Below are 19,752 nucleotides of genomic sequence, written 5' to 3' on the forward strand. Positions count from 1 at the left end.
GTATATTTCATAAAAAAAGGCATTATTAAAAAGCCTATCACGATATTCAGTTTAAATATATCAATTAAGCTTAATTCTGCTTTTTTTATTATGATATTTTTTTATGTTATATCCTATACATATTAGTAAAAGCTCAGTTTTGACATTCTCTATCTTTTTTCTATGTATTCTAGTGTATTGATAATCTTGTTTAATTATTCCAAATGTTCCTTCTGCTTGGATACTTCTTTGTTTTCTTAAGTTACTACCAAAATCTCCTGTAAGGTTTTCATTTACTTTTTTGTACATTTCTTCAAGCTCAGGTGTAACTGTTATCATTCTATTTCCTGCAGCTTTAGTGCATTCTGATTTGACTGGACAGTCATTACATTTAGTGCATTCATATTTATATTGTTTTTTTCCGTAGCCATTTACATCTATTATATTTTCACTTATTAAAACATTAAACTCTTGATTTTCAGGACAAATTTTGAATCCATTTTCTGATGTTTTAAAGTTAATAGCTTGATATTTTTTCTTCTTAACAAAAGTTTTATCAAAATTAACTTTATTGAATAATGGGTATTTTAAAGTTAATTCCATATTGTGTTCTTTACAATATTTATAGTTTTCAAAACTACCATATCCAGCATCACCTACTGGATACTGTGGATAACTTTTATATTTAGATTTATACAAATCCATTAATGGAATGAATGTTCTCAAATCATTGGCACACTGAAATATATCTGCAACCATTATATATTCACTTGAAACTCCTACTTGGATATTATACCCTGGTTTAAAAACTCCAGTATTGTTATAATAATCATATTTCATGTGCATGAAAGTGGCATCATGATCAGTTTTAGAGTAACTGTTTCTATTTTCAAATATTTTAAAATGTTCTTCATATTTAGCTAATCTTGAATAATAATCATTTATTTTTTCATGTTTTCTTTGTAAATCGTGTTTTCTAGATCCTTTTCCATAAACAAACTCAATTTTTTGTTTTTTTATATTTATTTCAATATCTTCTACTATTGTTTTTAAGTATGTTGATTTATATTTATTTTTAACTGGAAAATATTGATCATAACATTTATTATATTCTACTATGAAAGTTGAAACATTAGTAAATAGTTTTTGTTGAAATTTTTCAACAGCTTTACGCCATACAAAACTAGTCTTTTTAGCATTGGCTTCAAATTTAGTACCATCTATATAAAGTTTTGAAGTATCAATTGAATCATCACAAGAGATAATATATTTATTTATATCATAAAATATATTTTCTATATTTTTATCAACTAAATTTTCATTTATAAATGTTGCGAAAGCATTGTGAGATGGAGTCTTCATATTACAAAGACTCATAAATCGTATGTCTGTTTTACATGCTTGTTCTATTTTTCTTAAAGAATAAATTTGGTTAGTATATGCAAATAAAATAACTAGTAACATCATTGTAGGATCATACCCTTGATTACCTCTATGGTATGATCGAGTTATGTATTTTGATAAATTAAATCCTTTCATTAGTTCTACAAATGAATGTACTACATCATCAGCTGGTGAAATTACTTCTACTTCTAGTGGTAAAATAAGCTGAACTGGTTTATAATTAAAAGCATAATTGTTATTGAGTAATTCGGTATTCATATATCAATTATACTAAAAAGGAAGAATGTTTTCTCTACATTGAGTAAACATTCTTCCTTTTATTGTATGGGACTATATATGCTAATGCATTACAGCCCCTTTTTGTTAAGTAGATATTAAAGTAATATACTACTTTAATAAATCATAAACACTACTTGCATCAATATTAGATTCTTCAAATTTAATAATTATACTATCATTTTCAGAATATCTTGGAATGATATGAATATGAAAATGATCAACAGTTTGACCTGCAACCTCATTATTATTTTGAATAATATTTACTCCAGAAGCATTTAGCTTTTTGCATAATTTTTTTGCTAAACGATTCACAATTTTGTAAGCCTGAGCACTAGTGTTTTCATCAGCATCAAGAATATTTTTATAATGATGTTTTGTAACTACAAGCGTATGACCTTTTGTAACTTGAGTAATATCAAGAAAAGCAATAAAATCTTCATCTTCATATAATGTGTATGAAGGAATTTCTTTATTTATAATTTTACAAAAAATACAGTTTTCCATGTTTCTATCTCCTCTTATTTATTACTTATATTATACCAATAAAAGACTAATAATTGTAAAATAATCTATAAAAAATTATAAAAAATAAAATATATCTATATTTAGTGAAAACTATTAGAAATGTGTTGTTTATGTTCATTAATAATTGTATAATAATTATATTAATACAATATATCGTTCATAAAGTAATTATTTCAAACACAAATAACATATTTATTGATTGAAATATCGATGACTTTCAAAAATTATCTTTAATAAATTTTTTTCAATATAAGTAATGAATTAATTTAAAAAAGCTTATAATTAAAGGCTATGTTTATATATTAATGAACATATTAAGGCTATTGATTTATTTAAATTAATTTCCTTTATGAATTAGGTAAAATGTGTTAAAATAATTTATAGAGTTTTGCGAAATAGAAAGGATTGAAATATAAGTGTCAACTTTAGAAATAAACGACTTACATGTAAGTGTAGAAAATAAAAAAATATTAAAAGGTATAAACCTTACTATAAAAACAAATGAAGTACATGCTATTATGGGACCAAATGGAAATGGTAAATCAACATTATTGTCAACAATAATGGGGCATCCTAAATATCATGTAGATAAAGGATCTATTAAATTAGATGGTGTAGAAATCACAAATATGAGCGTTGATGAAAGATCAAGAGCAGGTCTTTTTTTAGGAATGCAATATCCTACTGAAATACCTGGAGTAACTAACTCTGATTTTTTAAGAGCTGCTGTAAATGCAAGAAATGAAAAACCAATTTCTTTATTCAAATTCATTAAGGAAATGGAAACAAATATCGATAGTTTAAATATGAAACAAGATTTAGCTCATAGATTTTTAAATGAAGGTTTCTCTGGTGGAGAGAAAAAAAGAAATGAAATATTACAAATGAAAATGATAAAACCTAAATTTGCTTTATTAGATGAAATAGATTCAGGTTTAGATGTTGATGCTTTACATGTTGTAAGTGGCGCAATTAACTCGATGGTGTCTGATTCTTTTGGATGCATGATTGTTTCACATTATGAAAGATTATTTGATCTTGTTAAACCTACTCATGTTCACATCTTAGTGGATGGAGTTATAGTTAAAACAGGAAATGCTGATCTTGTAAAAAGAATAGATACAGATGGTTATAATTGGATTAAAGAAGATTTAGGTATTGAAGTTAGTTCAGATAAAAATGATGAATTTGATTTTTTAAACTTGTAGGAGGTAGAAATATATGAAATACTTTTTAAAGGTTAATCAAGATAAAGTATCTACTAACTTAGAATTTAAAGATTCAGAAAAAATTATTGTTAATGTAGAAAAATCTGGACAATTAGAAATGGAAATTACTAATCCTAGTAAAATTATTACATTAGTATTTGCAAAAGATACTAAAGTAAACATTACTAAAGTATTAAACTTTACTGAAGGAAAAGATGAAAAGATTAATATTGAATATCTTTTGAATACTTACAGTAATGTAAATGAGTTTTTAACTACTATTGATTCTAATGCAAGCGTTGACTATGCTTTTAAAGCAGTGCTTAGTGATTATGCTGTATTAGAAATTTCAAATGGTCAGTTTTCAGATACATCATCAAAATTTGATATAGAAATCAATTTGAATGGTGTTAATTCAAAAGCATTACACAACATTGCAGCAATTTCTAGACTTAATCAAGAAAAAGTTTATAATGTTACAATAAATAATAATGCTAGAGAAACTTATGGAGAACTAAATAATTTTGGTGTTGTTAAAAATGAAGCAAAATTAATTTTTAATGGTACTGGATATATAAAAAATGGTGCTAAGCAATCTATAGCCCACCAAGCAAGTAAAATTATTACATTTGATCCAAATGTTGAAGCACAAGCTAATCCCTTTTTAATAATTGATGAAGCTGATGTTGAAGCATCACATGCTGCTGCAGTTGGTCAAATGGATGAAGAACAATTATTTTATTTACAATCTCGTGGACTTGATAGTGAACATGCGTCTAAGTTAATTACTTATGGTTATTTAAAACCAATATTAACTAAGATTAGTGATGATAGTTTAAAAAAACAACTTGAGAAATTAATAGAAGAAAAGGTGGGTTTATAATGTTTGATATTAAAGAAGTACGTGCCCAATTCCCAATGCTTAATGGAATTAAAATGGATGGACATGATTTAGTTTATTTAGATAGTGGAGCTACTGCTCTTAAACCGCAAAGAGTAATTGATAAAGTAGTTGAGTATTACAGTAACTATTCTACCAATATTCATCGTGGTGATTATGCATTATCACACAAAACAGATAGCGAATATGAAAATGTTCGAGAAATTGTAAAAACTTTAATTAACTCTAAAGAAAGTAAAGAAATTGCTTTTACTTATGGAGCTACTCATGGATTAAATATTGTAGCAGAAGGACTTAAACACCAACTTAAAAAAGGTGATGTTGTTTTAATGAGTGAATTTGAACATGCTGCAAATGTTCTACCTTGGTTTAGACTAAAAGAAGAAATTGGTATTGAAATTGAATATGTACCATTAGATGAAAATCATTACCTACAAGTAGAAGGATTTAAAAAAGCCTTACATGACAAAGTTAAAATAGTTGCCTTAGCGCATGTATCTAATGTTATTGGTCAACCAATTGACATGAAAGAAATAACTAAATTAGCTCATGAGAATGGTTCAATTGTAGTAGTAGATGGTGCTCAATCTGTTCCTCATATGAAAGTTGATGTTCAAGATTTAGATATAGACTTTATGGTCTTTTCTGGACATAAGTTAGGTGGACCAACAGGAATTGGTGTTTTATATGGTAAATATGATTTATTAAATGCTTTACCTGCATATATATTAGGTGGAGGAATGAACAATGAAATTCATTGCGATTTTAATTATCAATTAAAAGAAGCTCCTTATAAATTTGAAGCGGGAACTCCAGCAATTGAAGCGACACTAGGAATGGGTGCTGCAATACAATTTTTATTAGATTTAGGTGTTGAAAACACACATGATCATGTTGCTAAAATAAGAGCACATGCAATAAAAAGAATGCAAGAAGAAGTAGATAATATTGTAATATACAATCCTAATGTAGCAACTGGTCCAATATCATTTAATGTAAAAGGATATGAAGGTCCAGCATCTCAAGACATTGGTAGTGCTTTAGCTACACGTGGTATTGCAGTAAGAACTGGTGAACACTGTGCTAAATTATTAACAGAAGTTCTACATGTAAAAGGAAGTGTAAGAGCAAGTTTATACTATTATAACTCAATTGAAGATATGGATCGTTTTGTTGATGCATTAATTGAAATTACGAAAGGGGATGCATTAGATTGGCTACTTTAAATGATCCAATGATCCTTAGACAAATTATCATGGATCACTATGATAACCCTCGTAATAAATCATTAGTTAAAGATGATGATAACTATTATAGTTTAAGAAAAAACAGTGATTCTTGTATAGATGATATTACAATGCAAGTAAAATTTGATAAAGATATCATTGCTGATGTTAGATTTGATGGAGAAGCTTGTACAATATCAACTGCTTCAACTTCAATCTTAACAGAACAAGTTATCAACAAAACAATAGATGAAGCATTAGAAATAATAAAAAATTATAAAAATATGGTTTTTGAAAAACCATATGATGCTGATTTAGTAGAAGAAGCAATAGCTTTCAAAAATGTTGGTAAACAAGCTAATAGAATAAAATGCGCTACAATAGGTTATGATGCTTTAGAAGAAATAATTAACTTATATAGAGGAGAAAAAAATAATGGCAAATAAAAATTTTCCAGTAAGCGAAGATTATGCATATGGTTTCTATGATGAAAATGTAAGTGTGTATGATACTGGTAAAGGACTTACTGAAGATATTGTCAGAAAGATATCTGCTAAAAAAAATGAACCTGAATGGATGTTAGAGTTTAGATTAAAAGCATACAACTATTTTATCAATGCTAAAACACCAACATGGGGTGCAGATCTAAGCAGATTAAATTATGATGATTATACATATTACATTAAACCTCAAGAAAAACAAGAAGAAGATTGGGATAATGTAGATGCAACTATAAAAAATACTTTCGACAAACTAGGTTTGTTAGACGCTGAAAAAGAACATTTAGGTGGTATATCGACACAGTATGAATCCGAAGTAGTTTATCACAACATGTTAGAGGAAGTAGAAGAAAAAGGAGTAATATTCTTAGATACAGATAGTGCTTTAAGAGAACACCCTGAATTATTTAAAAAATATTTTGATACAGTTGTACCATATAGTGATAATAAATTTTCAGCATTAAATGGAGCTGTTTGGTCAGGAGGTTCATTTATCTATGTACCAAAAGGTGTCAAATTAGATAAACCTCTTCAATCTTATTTTAGAATAAACTCAGAGCAAATGGGTCAATTTGAAAGAACATTAATAATTGTTGATGAAGGTGCCGATGTACACTATGTAGAAGGATGTACTGCACCAGTTCATTCAAACGATTCATTACATGCAGCTGTAGTTGAAATAATTATTTTAGATGGTGGAAAATGTCGTTATTCGACAGTTCAAAACTGGTCAAATAATATCTTAAATTTAGTAACTAAAAGAGCTTATGTTCATGCTCATGGTACTATGGAATGGATTGATGGAAACATTGGTTCAAGCATAACTATGAAATATCCAGCATGTGTTTTAGCTGGAGAATATGCAAAAGGAATTACTGTATCAATTGCTGTTGCATCAAAGGATATGTATCTAGATGCTGGCTCAAAAATGATACACTTAGCTCCTAATACATCAAGCAATATAATATCTAAATCTATTGCTCGTGGCGGTGGTAAAGTAAACTATCGTGGACTAGTAATGCATGGTAAAAATGCTTTAAATGCAAAGAGTAAAGTTGAATGTGATACTTTAATATTAGATGGTATTTCTACAAGTGATACTGTTCCAGTTAACATTGTTAAAAATAATATGTCTAGTATTGAACATGAAGCAACTGTTTCTAAAGTAAGTGAAGACCAACTATTTTATTTACAAAGTAGGGGTCTAACAGAAGCACAAGCTACTGAAATGATTGTTATGGGCTTCATAGAGCCATTTACTAAAGAATTACCAATGGAATATGCTGTAGAGCTTAATCAGTTAATTAAGCTTGAAATGGAAGGTTCTATTGGTTAAATAAATATAAAAAAAGTGTAACATTTGTTACACTTTTTTGTTCTTTAAACATTAAATATATTAGTTAGACTCCCAATAAAACCAAGTTTTACTAAAATCTAAATTATCTAAATCACTTTGATCAATATAAAATTTCCCAATTCCCATATCGCCCCACATCATTGAAAATTTACTAATGTCTGGTTCATTAAAGTTAGAATCTAGTGATAGAAGTAGTTTGTAATTATGATACTTTTCAGGTAAATTATATCTCAAATCTTTTTTTATATTTATTGGATAGCCACCAATAGTACTAGCAGAATCTAAATAATAATCTAGTATGCTGTCAAAATTATCTTTTTCAACATCATTTAATTCACTAAACTTTACCTTGAATTCTTTTTCAAAATCAATTCCTTGAGAAACCAAAAATCTATTTTCAATAGAAAATTTCAAACCAACTTCACCTTTAATAGGACTTTCTTCAATATAATCATCTTCAAATAAATTTTTTATATCTTCAATATTATAATGAGGTTGAGATATATCTTCAATATAAATAACTTTGTAGCCTTTTCTAGATAGTGGATTATTTACAGAAAAGCCTAAATAATAATCTGGATTATCAACACATAAAGTATAGGCACTATTTGGATCATTTTCATCTAATAGCTCAGTATAGCATTGAATATTAGTTCCTTCTTTTTCAAAGTTAGGTTCAAATCCACAGTAAAATCCTAAAATTCCAGTATTAGGTAACAGTGAATTTTTAGGCAAGTCCGCTAAGTTTATCTGCATTAAAAAGTGAAGTGGCGTTCCATCATCCGTCGATGGATAATCATAATCTCTAGGCAAATAACCATGACCACCAATTTTACTATCTTTTACCTTTAAGTTAAAAGAGTGACTTGATTCTAAAACAATTGTTTCAAGTTTAGTACTACATATTTTCTCTGAAATATTTTTATCAAATTGGTTTTTTATAATATTTAAGATTTCTAAATAATCTTCATCCATGTCAATGCCCCCTTAATATTACGTATATTATATCAAATAAATTGTTTATAATAAGTTTACTTGCTTTATTTTTTATTTAAGAATTCTACTGCAACAGCACAAAGCCAGCTAAGTCCAATTACCATAGATTCTTCATCAATTTTAAATTTTTCATGATGAACAGGATATATAGCATCGATATCTTCATTTCTTACACCCAGCCAACCAATAGCTCCTTTAGTATATAAAAGATACTCAGAAAAATCTTCTGCCCCATTTAAAGCAGGTAAGCTTTTGACTTTAGAAATATCATAAATATCTGAAAATGTCTTAGTAGCAAAGTTAGCAATTTCAGCATCATTAATAACAGGTGATAATTCAACTCGTATATCAACATTTGCTTCTACATTATACATACTTGCAACTGATTGAGCATATTCATTTATTTTTTGAAATACTACTTTTTGAACATCATAATTAAAATATCTAAATGTAAAATCTGTTTGAGCATATTTAGGAATGATATTAGGAACATCACCACTGTTGAAATGTCCACATGATAAAACAGCACTTTCATTTGGATTAATAAACTTTGAAATAATTGAGTCAGCTTGTGTTACAAATGTTGCAGCAGCAAATAATGAATCTCTTGCTTTAAAAGGCTCAGAACTATGTCCACTTTCTCCAATCCATTTTATATGAATTACATCTGCACCAGCAAACCTAGGACCTGAAGAACAATCAACTTCTCCAACCTCAAGTGAAGATGTCACATGTAATGCAAAAATAGCATCAACATTTTCCATTGCTTGTTTAGCATATTTTGCAGTTTCAGCACCAACTTCTTCGGATTCTTGAAAGATAAGTCTAATACATCCATCAAATTGATCAGTATTTTCACTTAATATTTTCGCAGCACCTAACAACATTGATGTATGAACATCATGTCCACAAGTATGAGCAACATTATCTACTAATGACTTATACTCATAATTTGACTCTTCTTGCATCGGTAGTGCATCCATATCAGCTCTTAAAGCAAATATTTTAGAATTATCAACTAATCCATATATATTAGCAATGACACTAGTATTATTAATTTTAGTATATTCAATATTTAAATCTTCTAGGCATTTAATAATCAATTCTTGTGTTTTAAATTCATGAGAACCAAGTTCTGGATACTGGTGAATTTTTCTTCTTAAATCTTTTACATATTCTTCTACTTGTTTAGATAAATGTTTATAATCCATAATCTACTCCTTTTGTAATAATGAATTTTAAATTATAATAAAAAAAGATTATATATAATAATCCTTTAGTAATAAGAAATTCTAACAATACTACTTGTATTTACAATATGATTTTTAAGAACTGAATAATCATCATCTTTAATAATAGTAATAAATTTATTATTTAAAATAACACTTAAATCATTTGCTGTGAAGTCTTTTATTGAAATTCCATTAATAATACTGTTTCCATCTAGAGTAATCATATTATGATCAGCTCCAGCATTTAAAATAATAACTATTTTTGTCATATATTCTCCTTAATTTAAGCAATAATTGTTTTTTTCTCTAAAGTAATTGTAATTATTTGATCAATGAACATTAACAATTGTCTATGAAATGCAACATAATCTAAACCACTTGTATGTTCTACATTTTGAAGAATAACAACATCTTGATTATAATTATTTTCAAAGATATCGTTTACTTCTACAGAGTCTGCATGCTTAAATACTTTTTCAACTAAAGATACATCAACATCAAATTCCTTATTGTTGTTGTATCTAATATCTGCAATAACATCATCAAAAAAATAAGCAAACTCAGCTTTATAAATACCACTTGCAGTATTAATGACAATTAAATAATCTTGGTATGATTTATCAACTCTATTTAATTTACCTAGTAAATTAACCATTGAACTTTTAGCATTCATATTTATACCTCATTTCCATATATATTAATATTATTATATCAAAAAAAAAGTCTGTATAGTTTATTTATGCGATACATTTATTTTTTTAAGTTATGAATGTACTTATTATTATTATATTTGTGTCGTTGAATATATTTAGCTAAGCTATAGCTTAAATATATTCCATAATAGGTATAAAATATTACATATAAAATATAATAAACAGTATAATCAAGAGGTTGTCTATTGTAAGTAATTAACATTGATAATGTATTAATTAAAACATTAGAAACAATCACAACAATCATCAATATAAATAAAAATCGATAATCAATATATTTTAAATTCTTAATATTTCCAACAAACATTAGATGATGTTCTCTAATATACTTGTAGGCAAATGTAACAATTACTAACATAACTAATGCAGCTAAAAAAAGAGTAGTTATAAAGTAACCTGGTATCATTGCATGCAAGTTTGATATTAAAACATATATAATAGCTGCTGAAGAATAATATAGTAAAACAGGAACTAAAATTATTAAATAAAGATATGTTAGAATAATTCCTATTTGATTCTTGTTATTTCTTGTATTTATTTTATAGATAATTTTAAAAAGTATGATACTAGTAATCAAACTAACTATAAAAGCAACTATGTATTCCATAAATATCACCTCTAGTATAATTATAACCTTTTCTTTTTTGAATTAAAACAAAATTTGTTCTTTTTTTGAACATTTTTTCTTTAAAATGGTTTAAACTAGGGTATTCTTACTTGCAGTAAGTATATTATTAATTGTTATACATGATATTTAGAATACAAAAGAATAAATTATAGAATAATTATAACTGAAAAGTAAAAATTGATTATTAGACTATAGAAAAAAGAAGCGTTAATCAATAATAAGATTGAAATATAAACATATAATTGAGAGATGTTTTATTTTTTTTAAAAACTTTAATTATTTTAAAGTTATTAGGAATAATGTTAGTTCTAGCCTAATATAGGTAGGTGATAAAGACATGAATAAGATTTTTAATTTAATTATTACAACAGCAATTAAAACAAATAGCAGTGATATACATTTTGAAGAAAATTCAAATAATACTGATATATTATTTAGACAGTATGGCAGTATCAAGAAGGGTACAAGTCTTGAAAATACAAAAGGAAATATAATTAATTATATAGTTTATAAAGCTAATTTAGATGTTTTAAATAATTATAATTTGAATACTGGTATGATTCACTATGAATATGAAAATAGAATTATTAATCTACGCATTAGTTTAATCTCTAATAACATGCAAAGAAGTATTGTAATTAGAGTAATTAACAATCATAAAAAAATACTAATAAATAAGCTATGCTTTCTTAAAAATAATTCAGATAATATTAAAAAGATTATCTACATGGATAGTGGTTTGATATTAATATGTGGGAAAACTGGTAGTGGTAAAACAACTACTTTATATAGCTTAATTGAAGAGTTAAAAAAATCTAAAAGAGTAGTTACTGTTGAAAATCCAATAGAAAGAAATATTGATGGTATAACACAAATTGATTTGTCAAAAAAGAAGATAAGTAGCTCAATTGCTTTAATGCAAATACTTAGACATGATCCTGATGTAATAGTATATGGTGAAATAAGAAATCAGGATGAACTTAAAAATGTAGTACATGCAGCTTTATCAGGACATTTAGTAATTTCAACAATGCATGCAATAAATAGCAAGCATGTAATTAGTAAAATTAAGTCTTTAGAAATACCAGCAGATGAAATATATGCAGTTCTTAATTTAATATTATATCAACAAATTTTTTATACCAAAAATAATAATCCAACCATTGTCTTAGAAAAAATAGAAGCAAATGAAATAGAAAAGATTTTAAATAATGAAATTGTAAATATCGCAAGTATACAAGATCAAATTTCTCATTATATCAAAAGGGGTGATTTATATAAAGGTAAGTAAAAATCAAAAATTAAGGCTGTTAGCAAGTTTATATGAAAATGATCCAAACATCATAGAGTGTTTAATAATATTAAAGTCTTTAGAAATTATTGATGATAAGTTATTAAATAAAATAAAACTAGAATTAGAAATAGAAAGTAACTTTAAAGTTGTTTTATTAGCCTTCAAGATAGATGAAAAACTAATTAGTAAAATAATATTTCTTTCTAAGTATCATACATTAGATAATGCAATAGTAATTGCTTTAGACTATGAAGAATATATGAAAAAGATAAAAAAAGAAATAGTTTCAAGTTTAATTTATCCATTAATATTAATCATATCTACTTTAATAACAATACAATTTATTATTCAAGGTATTCTTCCAAAAATAAGCATAATAAATCCAAAAGCATTTGAAGAATACAGCTTTTTAATAAATGTAATTGAAACAATACCAATAATATCACTAGCAATAATTATAACTTGTATTGTTGTAGTTATTAATTATATTTTTTTAAAATACAAAAATCCAAACTTATTATTAAAAATTATAAAAAGTAATATGTTTACTTTAAAAATTCAAGCATCATTATTTACATATAATATTGCCACAATGCTAAATGAAATGCTAGTGCATGATGATTTAAGTGAAAATGTATTATATCAATGTAAAGAATACAACAGTAATGTATTGTCAAAAATAATCATTAATAACATCTTATTAGATTTAGAAAAAGGTCTAGAATTAAATGTTATTATAAAAGATTGTATTTTTATAACTAATGACTATAAAAATATAATGTACATGAGCAATGATTCAGATAAGTTAAATTCATTATCTAAACAGTTTATTCAATTTAAAACAGAAAAGTATCAACAAAATTTAAAAAGATCTATTAGTATATTTGTACCATTAATTATTTTATTATGCTCTGTCATAGTAATCTTATTATATATCTTAATAATGATACCAGCATTGAATTTTGAAATTTAAAAAGTAGCGATTATTAATCGCTACTTTAGTGTTATTATTTAATTAATTCATCTCTTAATTTATCGATGTAAATTTGCATTAAAACTAACTTATCTTCAGTTGTTGGTGTACCAACTTCATTAAAATATTTCTTCATAGTATCTTCTAATGATTGAGTTTTAATATCCATTTCATCAAAAATATTATCTAAAATTTCTTGTGCTGCCATAATAAATACCTCCTGTTTATATAATCTTTGTAACTAAATATATTATATAAAATGTTATTGACTAAGTAAAATGATTTACTTTTTATACTTGTGTTTTAAATAGAAATTGTATTATCTTTATATGAAATATTTAGTGAATTTGAAGTGATTTCAATTTCTAAATTATCAAGTGTTACTATTTCTTTACCATTGTTATTTTCCATTTTATCAATTATTTCATCAAAATATTTTTCAATATCTATATTGTCATTATCAAAGCCATTTAATGCAATAATTGAAAGGGCGCTTGCATATACTAAATCTACTCGCACTGATCTATTTATTTCAGAGAAAGCACTCATTTCAAGTGACAATACATTGTTATCATCATCGATTACAAAGGTACCTTTGCCAGTGTCGTTTACATAAAAATTAACTATATAAAAACTAGGTGCATACCTATCAATGTTAGCTAATTTAATTACAATATCCTCTGTATCTACTAATTCTTTCATTAAGGCATCTACAAACGCATTATTAATTGATTTTAAATCAGATGAATATTGATAATTTGGGCTCACTACATTAGCTTGTTTAATTATTGTTAATGATAATTCATTTAGTATATCACTAATTTTAGGGTTATTTTCACTCATTAAAGATACTTCATCTAATAACTCATTAGTAATATTTTCAATATATTGAATATTTTCTTTATTGTTGTTGTAAACAATATCTTTTGCTTCTATAAATTCTTGACATACTCTATTATATTCTTCATCAGTAATTCCCATATTATCTAATGATTTCAAATAATCAAAGCATACTTGCTTTTGCGTTGACATGACACTATCCCAATTTATTTGTGAATCGACTAGCTTATTTCCACATCCACAAAGCATCAATGAAATTAATAGAAGAACTATTAATTTATTTTTCATTTTGCCACCTAACCTCATTTTTACTCATTTTTAAATTATATACATTAAATTATAACAATTTCTTAACAATATTACAATGCATATATATATTATTCTATATTTGAACTAAATATGTGTAAAAAAAAGACATAAAAGTAATTTCTACTAGTATGTCTTATACTATTAATCTTTATAAACAACTTGTAAAGATAGTTCATATGGGTGGTAATCAGAGTAGGCTGTTAATTGATTTAATTCATTAGGTTTGATATATTTATATTTACCATACTTAAACTTTACTCCAAAAAAGATTATTTTATTATAGTTTTTCATTATTTCTTCACTATCTTCTTTATTTAAATAGCCCATTTTTAAATAGCCAAATTTAGACAATCCATAAATGGATAACTGAGAAGTTTGAAAAACGCCTGATCCATTGTACTTAAGCATTAAGTCAGTGATATATAAAGACTGATTAAATTCATAAAGTCTAATTCTTTGATAATATAAATTTTTTTTCATGTCTTCAGATGATAATCCGTTGAATGGCTTTTTATCAACTGGTCTATTATGTTTCACAACATTATTAATATCTACTTGGAAGTTATTAGTACTTTTTATTTGATAGGTAGCAAACATTGATTCATCAAATTTATTTTGATCAAGTAATTGTTGATTGTTTTTTAAATAGATAGCTTCATCATTTCTTTTTTTCTCAGCATAGTTGGATAAAATAGTGTAAAGTAAAATACTTAAAATAGCAAAAATAGATATTGTTAGCCAAGAAGTAGGAATTAATGTAAATGCAATTAATAGTATTGCATATAAAATTACTGTTAATATAATCAAATTCATTTACATCACTCCATTCCTTTAAGATAAATTATATTATAACAAACTTTAGCAATAATTTTAATAATTTAGTATATTTTTATCATAAATTATAGCTTTTTTTATCAATTTCACTAATAATAAGCTAATAATGGCCTATATAAAAAACTGATTGATTAATATCAAACAGTTTTTAACATTATTCAATTGCATCATAGATAATATTTCCATTGCAAACACTAAACACAGTTTCAGAGTCTGCTACTACATTAAAAATAATGCCACATTCATCAACATTATTGTTACTGACATCACTACTTAATTCCAAAATATTTTTCTTAGTTAGATTAAATATATCTGCTTTGGTTAAGGTGCTAATATCATTCTTTAAAGCAATTTCATCTGTGATATTATTAAAGTCTAAAGCAACTATAATTTTATTTTCATTTTCACTTAAATTAACTACTGCACTGTAATTATTATCGTTAATTGCATTTTCAACATTATTAATTGAGTCATTAGTTAAAGTCTCTTTAGTATTATCTTTAGTCTGCTTGTTTGTAACAGTATTATCTTTTGTCTGCTCATTATTAGATTTTATATCTTCTTCAGAATTTTTTACTTTATCTTTTTCTTTTGCAATAGTAGTATTGCTTTCTTTTATTTCTTCAGAAGTATTAGATTCTTTTTGTGCATCATCAACATTATCTTCATTTTTAATTTCTATAGTTTTATCATCATTTTGCATTTTATCAAATTCGATATCTTCTTTAGTGATTTTTGTATTAGAAATAATAATTGAGCTAGTATTATCTTTATTTTTGCTAATCCCAATAATACATATTACTAAGAGAATAGTTAAAATTAAAACAATAATTAGATTAATATAGTCATAGGTTTTTTTCCAATGTATCATAGCGTTTCTCCTTAAAACAAAATATATTATATGTAAATATAATATGCCCTAAGTATATAATACAATGTTTACAAAATTAATACAATGTTATTTTTGAATTTATTTTTTAAGTGTAGACTTATTATAAGGTTAAATTTATATTAATAAGAAAATTATAGATATTTATTTAGATCATCTTGTTCTAACTCTAATTTTCGATGCTGTGAGGCACTAATGTGTACTGTAGTTGTTGGAGTATAATCTATTATTAATTGATCTAATAATTTCTTGGCTTCTTTTTCTGATTTGACTTCTTCTATATTTTTTAAATAGTTTAGTTTTTCATCATTTTTAATAGTAGGGATTGTTACAATATATTTTATTAAATCTTGTACATTTTTAATTGTATACATAGTAGGATATAAAATTCCTGTAGAAATGTATAGCTTATTCATATAAATGTTCAATTCTGAATTTAAGATTTCATTCAAATCAAAGTCATTGATTAAAGATATAACTGTCTCTTCAATATTTAGATTTTTTATTTTAGCTATGGCTATGATTTTTTTGAATTCTAAATCATTTAAATTTATTAGTAGTTCTTGCTTTTCCATATTTAATCCTCTTTTCCATATTTAATGCTCTTTTCTAAATCTTAGTTAATAAGTTACTACATTAATTAATGATCGATATTTTTTAAGGTAATCATCTTAAAAGCTTTACCATAATGTTTAAGCTCATCTTTATTATAAAAGTAAGTCATATTTGAGTATTCACTACTTGTAGCGAATGAGATAATCATTTCATCAGTCTCTATTAAATTTCTAATTGCTACTTTATTATTTGTATCAATTATTAGTCCTGTAGATTCTCCTGGGATGTTACGACATTTTTCTAGTAATGCATAATCATTAAGTTTAAATCCAGGTTCCATTAATTCATCGTTTATCTTAAATAAGAAAAAGTTTTCTGGCTTTTGACCATCCAAAAGATTTTTGTCTATTCTTTTTTTAGCTAATATATTTTTATTCAATAAAAATGAATCACCAGCATTTGCAATTACTTCTAGCTCTATGCTATTTTCATCTTCAAACATTAAGTATTCTACACTAACATTAAAGTATTTAGCTATTCTAGTTAACTCATCATAAGTTGGCATAACTAATCCATCTGCAATATCAAGATAACGGTCTAACTTTATATTACTACCATCAGAAACTTGCTTTTCGTTTGAGTTATGCGATAATCTATTTTCACGTAATCTTTTTCTTAAATCATCAATGACCCACATCTTTTATTCCTCCCTGATTATAATATATTTTGAATAATAACCATAATAGTTATTAAAAAAACAAAAATCAAATGAAAATATTTATTTAGATACATAACACCTATAAACTCTCTAATTAAAGCATTAATTGAGAAATATAGTTTAGTTTTAGAACCAGCTCCATCACTGTTAAGATGTAACTTTCTACTTAGTATTAAAGCTCTAAATAGATGGAATTTATTAGTAACTATAAGGTTAGAATCTTTAGAACTACTCATAAGTTTACTTGAGAATAATAAATTTTCATAAGTATTTTTTGATTTATTTTCTATAATAATATCATTTTCTGGGATATGTTGGCCAATAATATACTTAGCCATAGCTTCAGCTTCAGGTATTTGTTCATCAAATCCTTTACCACCAGAAACAATAATTTTTGTTGAATATCCATTATTAATGATTCTCTTATATTCAGATATACCTAATTCAATTCTAGACTTTAATAAAGGAGTAATTTTATCTTTGATTAAACCACTACCTAAAACAATGATATACTTATATTCTTTTTTCCTAGGATAATATATGTTAATTAATGATGAAACAAAGAATATAAATAGCATAAAGAAAAAATATGAAATATATGCGGTTATTAGATTAGATAAAATAAGAAAGAATTTGTTTTTTAATACTGTATTTAATTGAGGTATTATAATAATATTTGCTAAAAGCATAAAGGCGACTACTAACGATAGTGAGTGTGAAAAGCTTCGACCTTCTTTTTTTATTAGCTCAATAAATGAATAGAATAGGGTGATTAAATAGGAAAGTATTAAAAAGGGAAAAGATATTATAAAAATACCTAAAAATATTAATGCTGGTAAATAAACTGAATAAAGCTCATTACTAAATCCTATATATATAATTGAAGTTAGTATTATTATTATACTTAGTATTAACATAACACCAGATAGCATACTTCTTCGACATTTTTTAAAATAAAAATAATCAAATACTATTGTTAAAAAAATAATTGCTAGAAATGTGTAATTCATAAATCAACCTCCATGTCATACTATTATTATATAGTATTTTTGTAAATAAATCTAAAAATCAAGAAATAAAGCAATAACATAAAAAAGGAAAGATTAGTAATTAATCTTTCCTAAATTCTAGCTATTTTCTTGTTTAATAAATTCATCAATTTCATTTTTTAAAGTTTCAATTATATCTTCTTGTTGAATACTTTTAATTATTTCACCTTTTTTAAATAATACACAACTATCTTTACCACCTGCAATACCAATGTCAGCACCTTTTGCTTCTCCTGGTCCATTTACACCACAACCCATAACAGCTACATGAATATTACTTTTTTTATTTAAAAGATATTGTTCTATTTCATCAACAATTTCAAACATTTTATATTGTAATCTTCCACATGTAGGACAAGATACTAAAGTTGGTAAATTGTTTGCAAGATTAAATGATTTTAGTAACTCTTTGGCCACTGGTATTTCATCAACTGGATTGCTACTTAAACTGACTCTTATTGTACTACCAATACCTTGATAGATAAGTGGAGCTAAACCTGCAACACTTTTGATTGTACCTGCAAATTTAGTACCTGCTTCTGTAATACCTAAATGAAGAGGGTAGTTAAAAGATTTAGCAGCTAACTCATAAGCTTCAATTGATAATAATGCATTGCTTGCTTTTAACGATATTACAATATCATAGAAATCTAAATCTTCAAGTATTTTCACATGCTTTTGAGCACTAGCAACCATAGCTTCAGCACAAGGATATTGATAAATATCTAAAATTTCTTTTTCTAATGAACCAGCATTAACACCAATTCTAATAGGAATATTATTTGCTTTACAAGCTTCTACTACTAGCTTTATTTTTTCATGGCTACCAATATTACCAGGATTAATTCTAATTTTATCAATACCATTTTCAATACAAATTAAAGCTAACTTGTAGTTAAAATGAATGTCGGCTACTAATGGCATATCAGTTCTAGATTTAATTTTTTTTATTGCATAAGCATCTTCCTCATCTAAAACTGCTAAACGTACTATTTCGCAACCTGCCTCTTTTAAACAATTTATTTGTTTAATTGTGGCAACTACATCTTTAGTTTTAGTATTAGTCATTGATTGAATAACAATTTTATTATTACCACCAATTTGAATATCTTTAACCATTACAGGTCTTGTATTTTCTCTTGTAAACATTAAATTCACCTCTTTATAATTATACTATAACATTAATTATAAGTATTGTTTAAAATAAATTTTTAATATTGTAGCTTATATTGACTGTAGTATGTAAAAAATGCTATAATTTTAGAGGAGATTATTATAAGAAATACTAGATATAGTATTTTATTTATGATAAAATATTTACGTTATAGGCATAGGAGGTGCAA

At 25.5% G+C, this 19,752-nt stretch carries 22 protein-coding genes; 7 read left to right on the forward strand and 15 right to left on the reverse strand.

The genetic code is table 4. The features are described from left to right. Positions 1 to 51: 51 nt before the first annotated feature. Positions 52 to 1,641 (reverse strand): IS1182 family transposase, encoded by a 1,590-nt coding sequence (locus tag ACD762_RS04415; RefSeq protein ID WP_423363416.1) that lies wholly within the window; start codon positions 1,639 to 1,641, stop codon positions 52 to 54. A gap of 129 nt (positions 1,642 to 1,770) precedes the next feature. Next, positions 1,771 to 2,166: an HIT family protein gene (locus ACD762_RS04420; RefSeq protein WP_423364637.1), complete on the reverse strand. Its 396-nt coding sequence runs from the start codon at positions 2,164 to 2,166 to the stop codon at positions 1,771 to 1,773. A gap of 437 nt (positions 2,167 to 2,603) precedes the next feature. Between ACD762_RS04420 and sufC the strand changes: the two genes are divergently transcribed. The 5 genes from sufC to sufB are packed head-to-tail and all read left to right on the forward strand — an operon-like array spanning position 2,604 to position 7,358. Next, entirely contained in the window at positions 2,604 to 3,395 is a 792-nt protein-coding gene (gene sufC / locus ACD762_RS04425) for a Fe-S cluster assembly ATPase SufC (protein WP_423364638.1), read from the forward strand. Between the two features lie 13 nt (positions 3,396 to 3,408). Then, a complete protein-coding gene (locus tag ACD762_RS04430; protein WP_423364639.1) occupies positions 3,409 to 4,278 on the forward strand; it encodes a SufD family Fe-S cluster assembly protein in 870 nt (289 codons plus the stop codon). Continuing rightward, positions 4,278 to 5,522, forward strand: a complete 1,245-nt coding sequence (locus tag ACD762_RS04435) for an aminotransferase class V-fold PLP-dependent enzyme (RefSeq protein WP_423364640.1) — start codon at positions 4,278 to 4,280, stop codon at positions 5,520 to 5,522. The genes ACD762_RS04430 and ACD762_RS04435 overlap by 1 nt, the downstream gene beginning before the upstream one ends. Further along, positions 5,510 to 5,968, forward strand: coding sequence for a Fe-S cluster assembly sulfur transfer protein SufU (gene sufU / locus ACD762_RS04440; protein ID WP_423364641.1), 459 nt, complete (start codon positions 5,510 to 5,512; stop codon positions 5,966 to 5,968). Before ACD762_RS04435 ends, sufU begins: the two co-directional genes overlap by 13 nt. Further along, positions 5,958 to 7,358 (forward strand): Fe-S cluster assembly protein SufB, encoded by a 1,401-nt coding sequence (sufB, locus tag ACD762_RS04445; protein ID WP_423364642.1) that lies wholly within the window; start codon positions 5,958 to 5,960, stop codon positions 7,356 to 7,358. The genes sufU and sufB overlap by 11 nt, the downstream gene beginning before the upstream one ends. A 60-nt stretch (positions 7,359 to 7,418) precedes the next feature. Here sufB and ACD762_RS04450 read toward each other — a convergent pair whose 3' ends face one another. The 5 genes from ACD762_RS04450 to ACD762_RS04470 all read right to left on the reverse strand — a co-directional run bounded on the left by ACD762_RS04450 (position 7,419) and on the right by ACD762_RS04470 (position 10,927). Beyond that, positions 7,419 to 8,354 carry a YwqG family protein gene (locus ACD762_RS04450; RefSeq protein ID WP_423364643.1) on the reverse strand — a complete coding sequence of 312 codons (936 nt, stop codon included), beginning with the start codon at positions 8,352 to 8,354 and terminating at the stop codon, positions 7,419 to 7,421. 65 nt (positions 8,355 to 8,419) lie between these two features. Further along, positions 8,420 to 9,586: a M20 metallopeptidase family protein gene (locus ACD762_RS04455; RefSeq protein ID WP_423364644.1), complete on the reverse strand. Its 1,167-nt coding sequence runs from the start codon at positions 9,584 to 9,586 to the stop codon at positions 8,420 to 8,422. A gap of 65 nt (positions 9,587 to 9,651) precedes the next feature. Next, positions 9,652 to 9,876: a hypothetical protein gene (locus ACD762_RS04460; RefSeq protein WP_423364645.1), complete on the reverse strand. Its 225-nt coding sequence runs from the start codon at positions 9,874 to 9,876 to the stop codon at positions 9,652 to 9,654. Positions 9,877 to 9,890: 14 nt separating this feature from the next. Then, the gene (locus ACD762_RS04465; RefSeq protein WP_423364646.1) at positions 9,891 to 10,280 is read right to left on the reverse strand and encodes a hypothetical protein; all 390 of its coding nucleotides are present in this window, start codon (positions 10,278 to 10,280) and stop codon (positions 9,891 to 9,893) included. Positions 10,281 to 10,357: 77 nt separating this feature from the next. Next, complete coding sequence (locus ACD762_RS04470; protein WP_423364647.1) at positions 10,358 to 10,927, reverse strand: hypothetical protein; 570 nt, start codon at positions 10,925 to 10,927, stop codon at positions 10,358 to 10,360. 358 nt (positions 10,928 to 11,285) lie between these two features. Between ACD762_RS04470 and ACD762_RS04475 the strand changes: the two genes are divergently transcribed. Both ACD762_RS04475 and ACD762_RS04480 read left to right on the forward strand, forming a co-directional pair. Next, entirely contained in the window at positions 11,286 to 12,239 is a 954-nt protein-coding gene (locus ACD762_RS04475; protein WP_423364648.1) for an ATPase, T2SS/T4P/T4SS family, read from the forward strand. Continuing rightward, positions 12,217 to 13,215, forward strand: a complete 999-nt coding sequence (locus ACD762_RS04480; RefSeq protein ID WP_423364649.1) for a hypothetical protein — start codon at positions 12,217 to 12,219, stop codon at positions 13,213 to 13,215. The genes ACD762_RS04475 and ACD762_RS04480 overlap by 23 nt, the downstream gene beginning before the upstream one ends. A 34-nt stretch (positions 13,216 to 13,249) precedes the next feature. On the opposite strand, the gene ACD762_RS04485 is transcribed toward ACD762_RS04480, so the two are convergent. From ACD762_RS04485 to ispG, 8 genes are all read right to left on the reverse strand, one after another. Beyond that, a complete protein-coding gene (locus tag ACD762_RS04485; protein WP_423364650.1) occupies positions 13,250 to 13,423 on the reverse strand; it encodes a hypothetical protein in 174 nt (57 codons plus the stop codon). Between the two features lie 95 nt (positions 13,424 to 13,518). Beyond that, the gene (locus ACD762_RS04490) at positions 13,519 to 14,343 is read right to left on the reverse strand and encodes a hypothetical protein (RefSeq protein ID WP_423364651.1); all 825 of its coding nucleotides are present in this window, start codon (positions 14,341 to 14,343) and stop codon (positions 13,519 to 13,521) included. Between the two features lie 162 nt (positions 14,344 to 14,505). Continuing rightward, positions 14,506 to 15,177 carry a hypothetical protein gene (locus tag ACD762_RS04495; RefSeq protein ID WP_423364652.1) on the reverse strand — a complete coding sequence of 224 codons (672 nt, stop codon included), beginning with the start codon at positions 15,175 to 15,177 and terminating at the stop codon, positions 14,506 to 14,508. Between the two features lie 175 nt (positions 15,178 to 15,352). Then, positions 15,353 to 16,069, reverse strand: a complete 717-nt coding sequence (locus ACD762_RS04500) for a hypothetical protein (protein ID WP_423364653.1) — start codon at positions 16,067 to 16,069, stop codon at positions 15,353 to 15,355. 152 nt (positions 16,070 to 16,221) lie between these two features. Further along, positions 16,222 to 16,662 carry a hypothetical protein gene (locus ACD762_RS04505; protein ID WP_423364654.1) on the reverse strand — a complete coding sequence of 147 codons (441 nt, stop codon included), beginning with the start codon at positions 16,660 to 16,662 and terminating at the stop codon, positions 16,222 to 16,224. 65 nt (positions 16,663 to 16,727) lie between these two features. Then, on the reverse strand, positions 16,728 to 17,339 hold the full coding sequence (locus ACD762_RS04510) for a helix-turn-helix domain-containing protein (RefSeq protein ID WP_423364655.1): 612 nt from the start codon (positions 17,337 to 17,339) through the stop codon (positions 16,728 to 16,730). Positions 17,340 to 17,356: 17 nt separating this feature from the next. Beyond that, positions 17,357 to 18,370, reverse strand: a complete 1,014-nt coding sequence (locus ACD762_RS04515; RefSeq protein ID WP_423364656.1) for a YdcF family protein — start codon at positions 18,368 to 18,370, stop codon at positions 17,357 to 17,359. Between the two features lie 117 nt (positions 18,371 to 18,487). Then, on the reverse strand, positions 18,488 to 19,567 hold the full coding sequence (ispG, locus tag ACD762_RS04520; protein WP_423364657.1) for a flavodoxin-dependent (E)-4-hydroxy-3-methylbut-2-enyl-diphosphate synthase: 1,080 nt from the start codon (positions 19,565 to 19,567) through the stop codon (positions 18,488 to 18,490). Positions 19,568 to 19,752 lie beyond the last annotated feature (185 nt).

The sequence above is a fragment of the Mycoplasma sp. P36-A1 genome (genome assembly GCF_049478495.1).
Taxonomy (GTDB): Bacteria; Bacillota_I; Bacilli_A; order JAJDGJ01; family JAJDGJ01; genus P36-A1.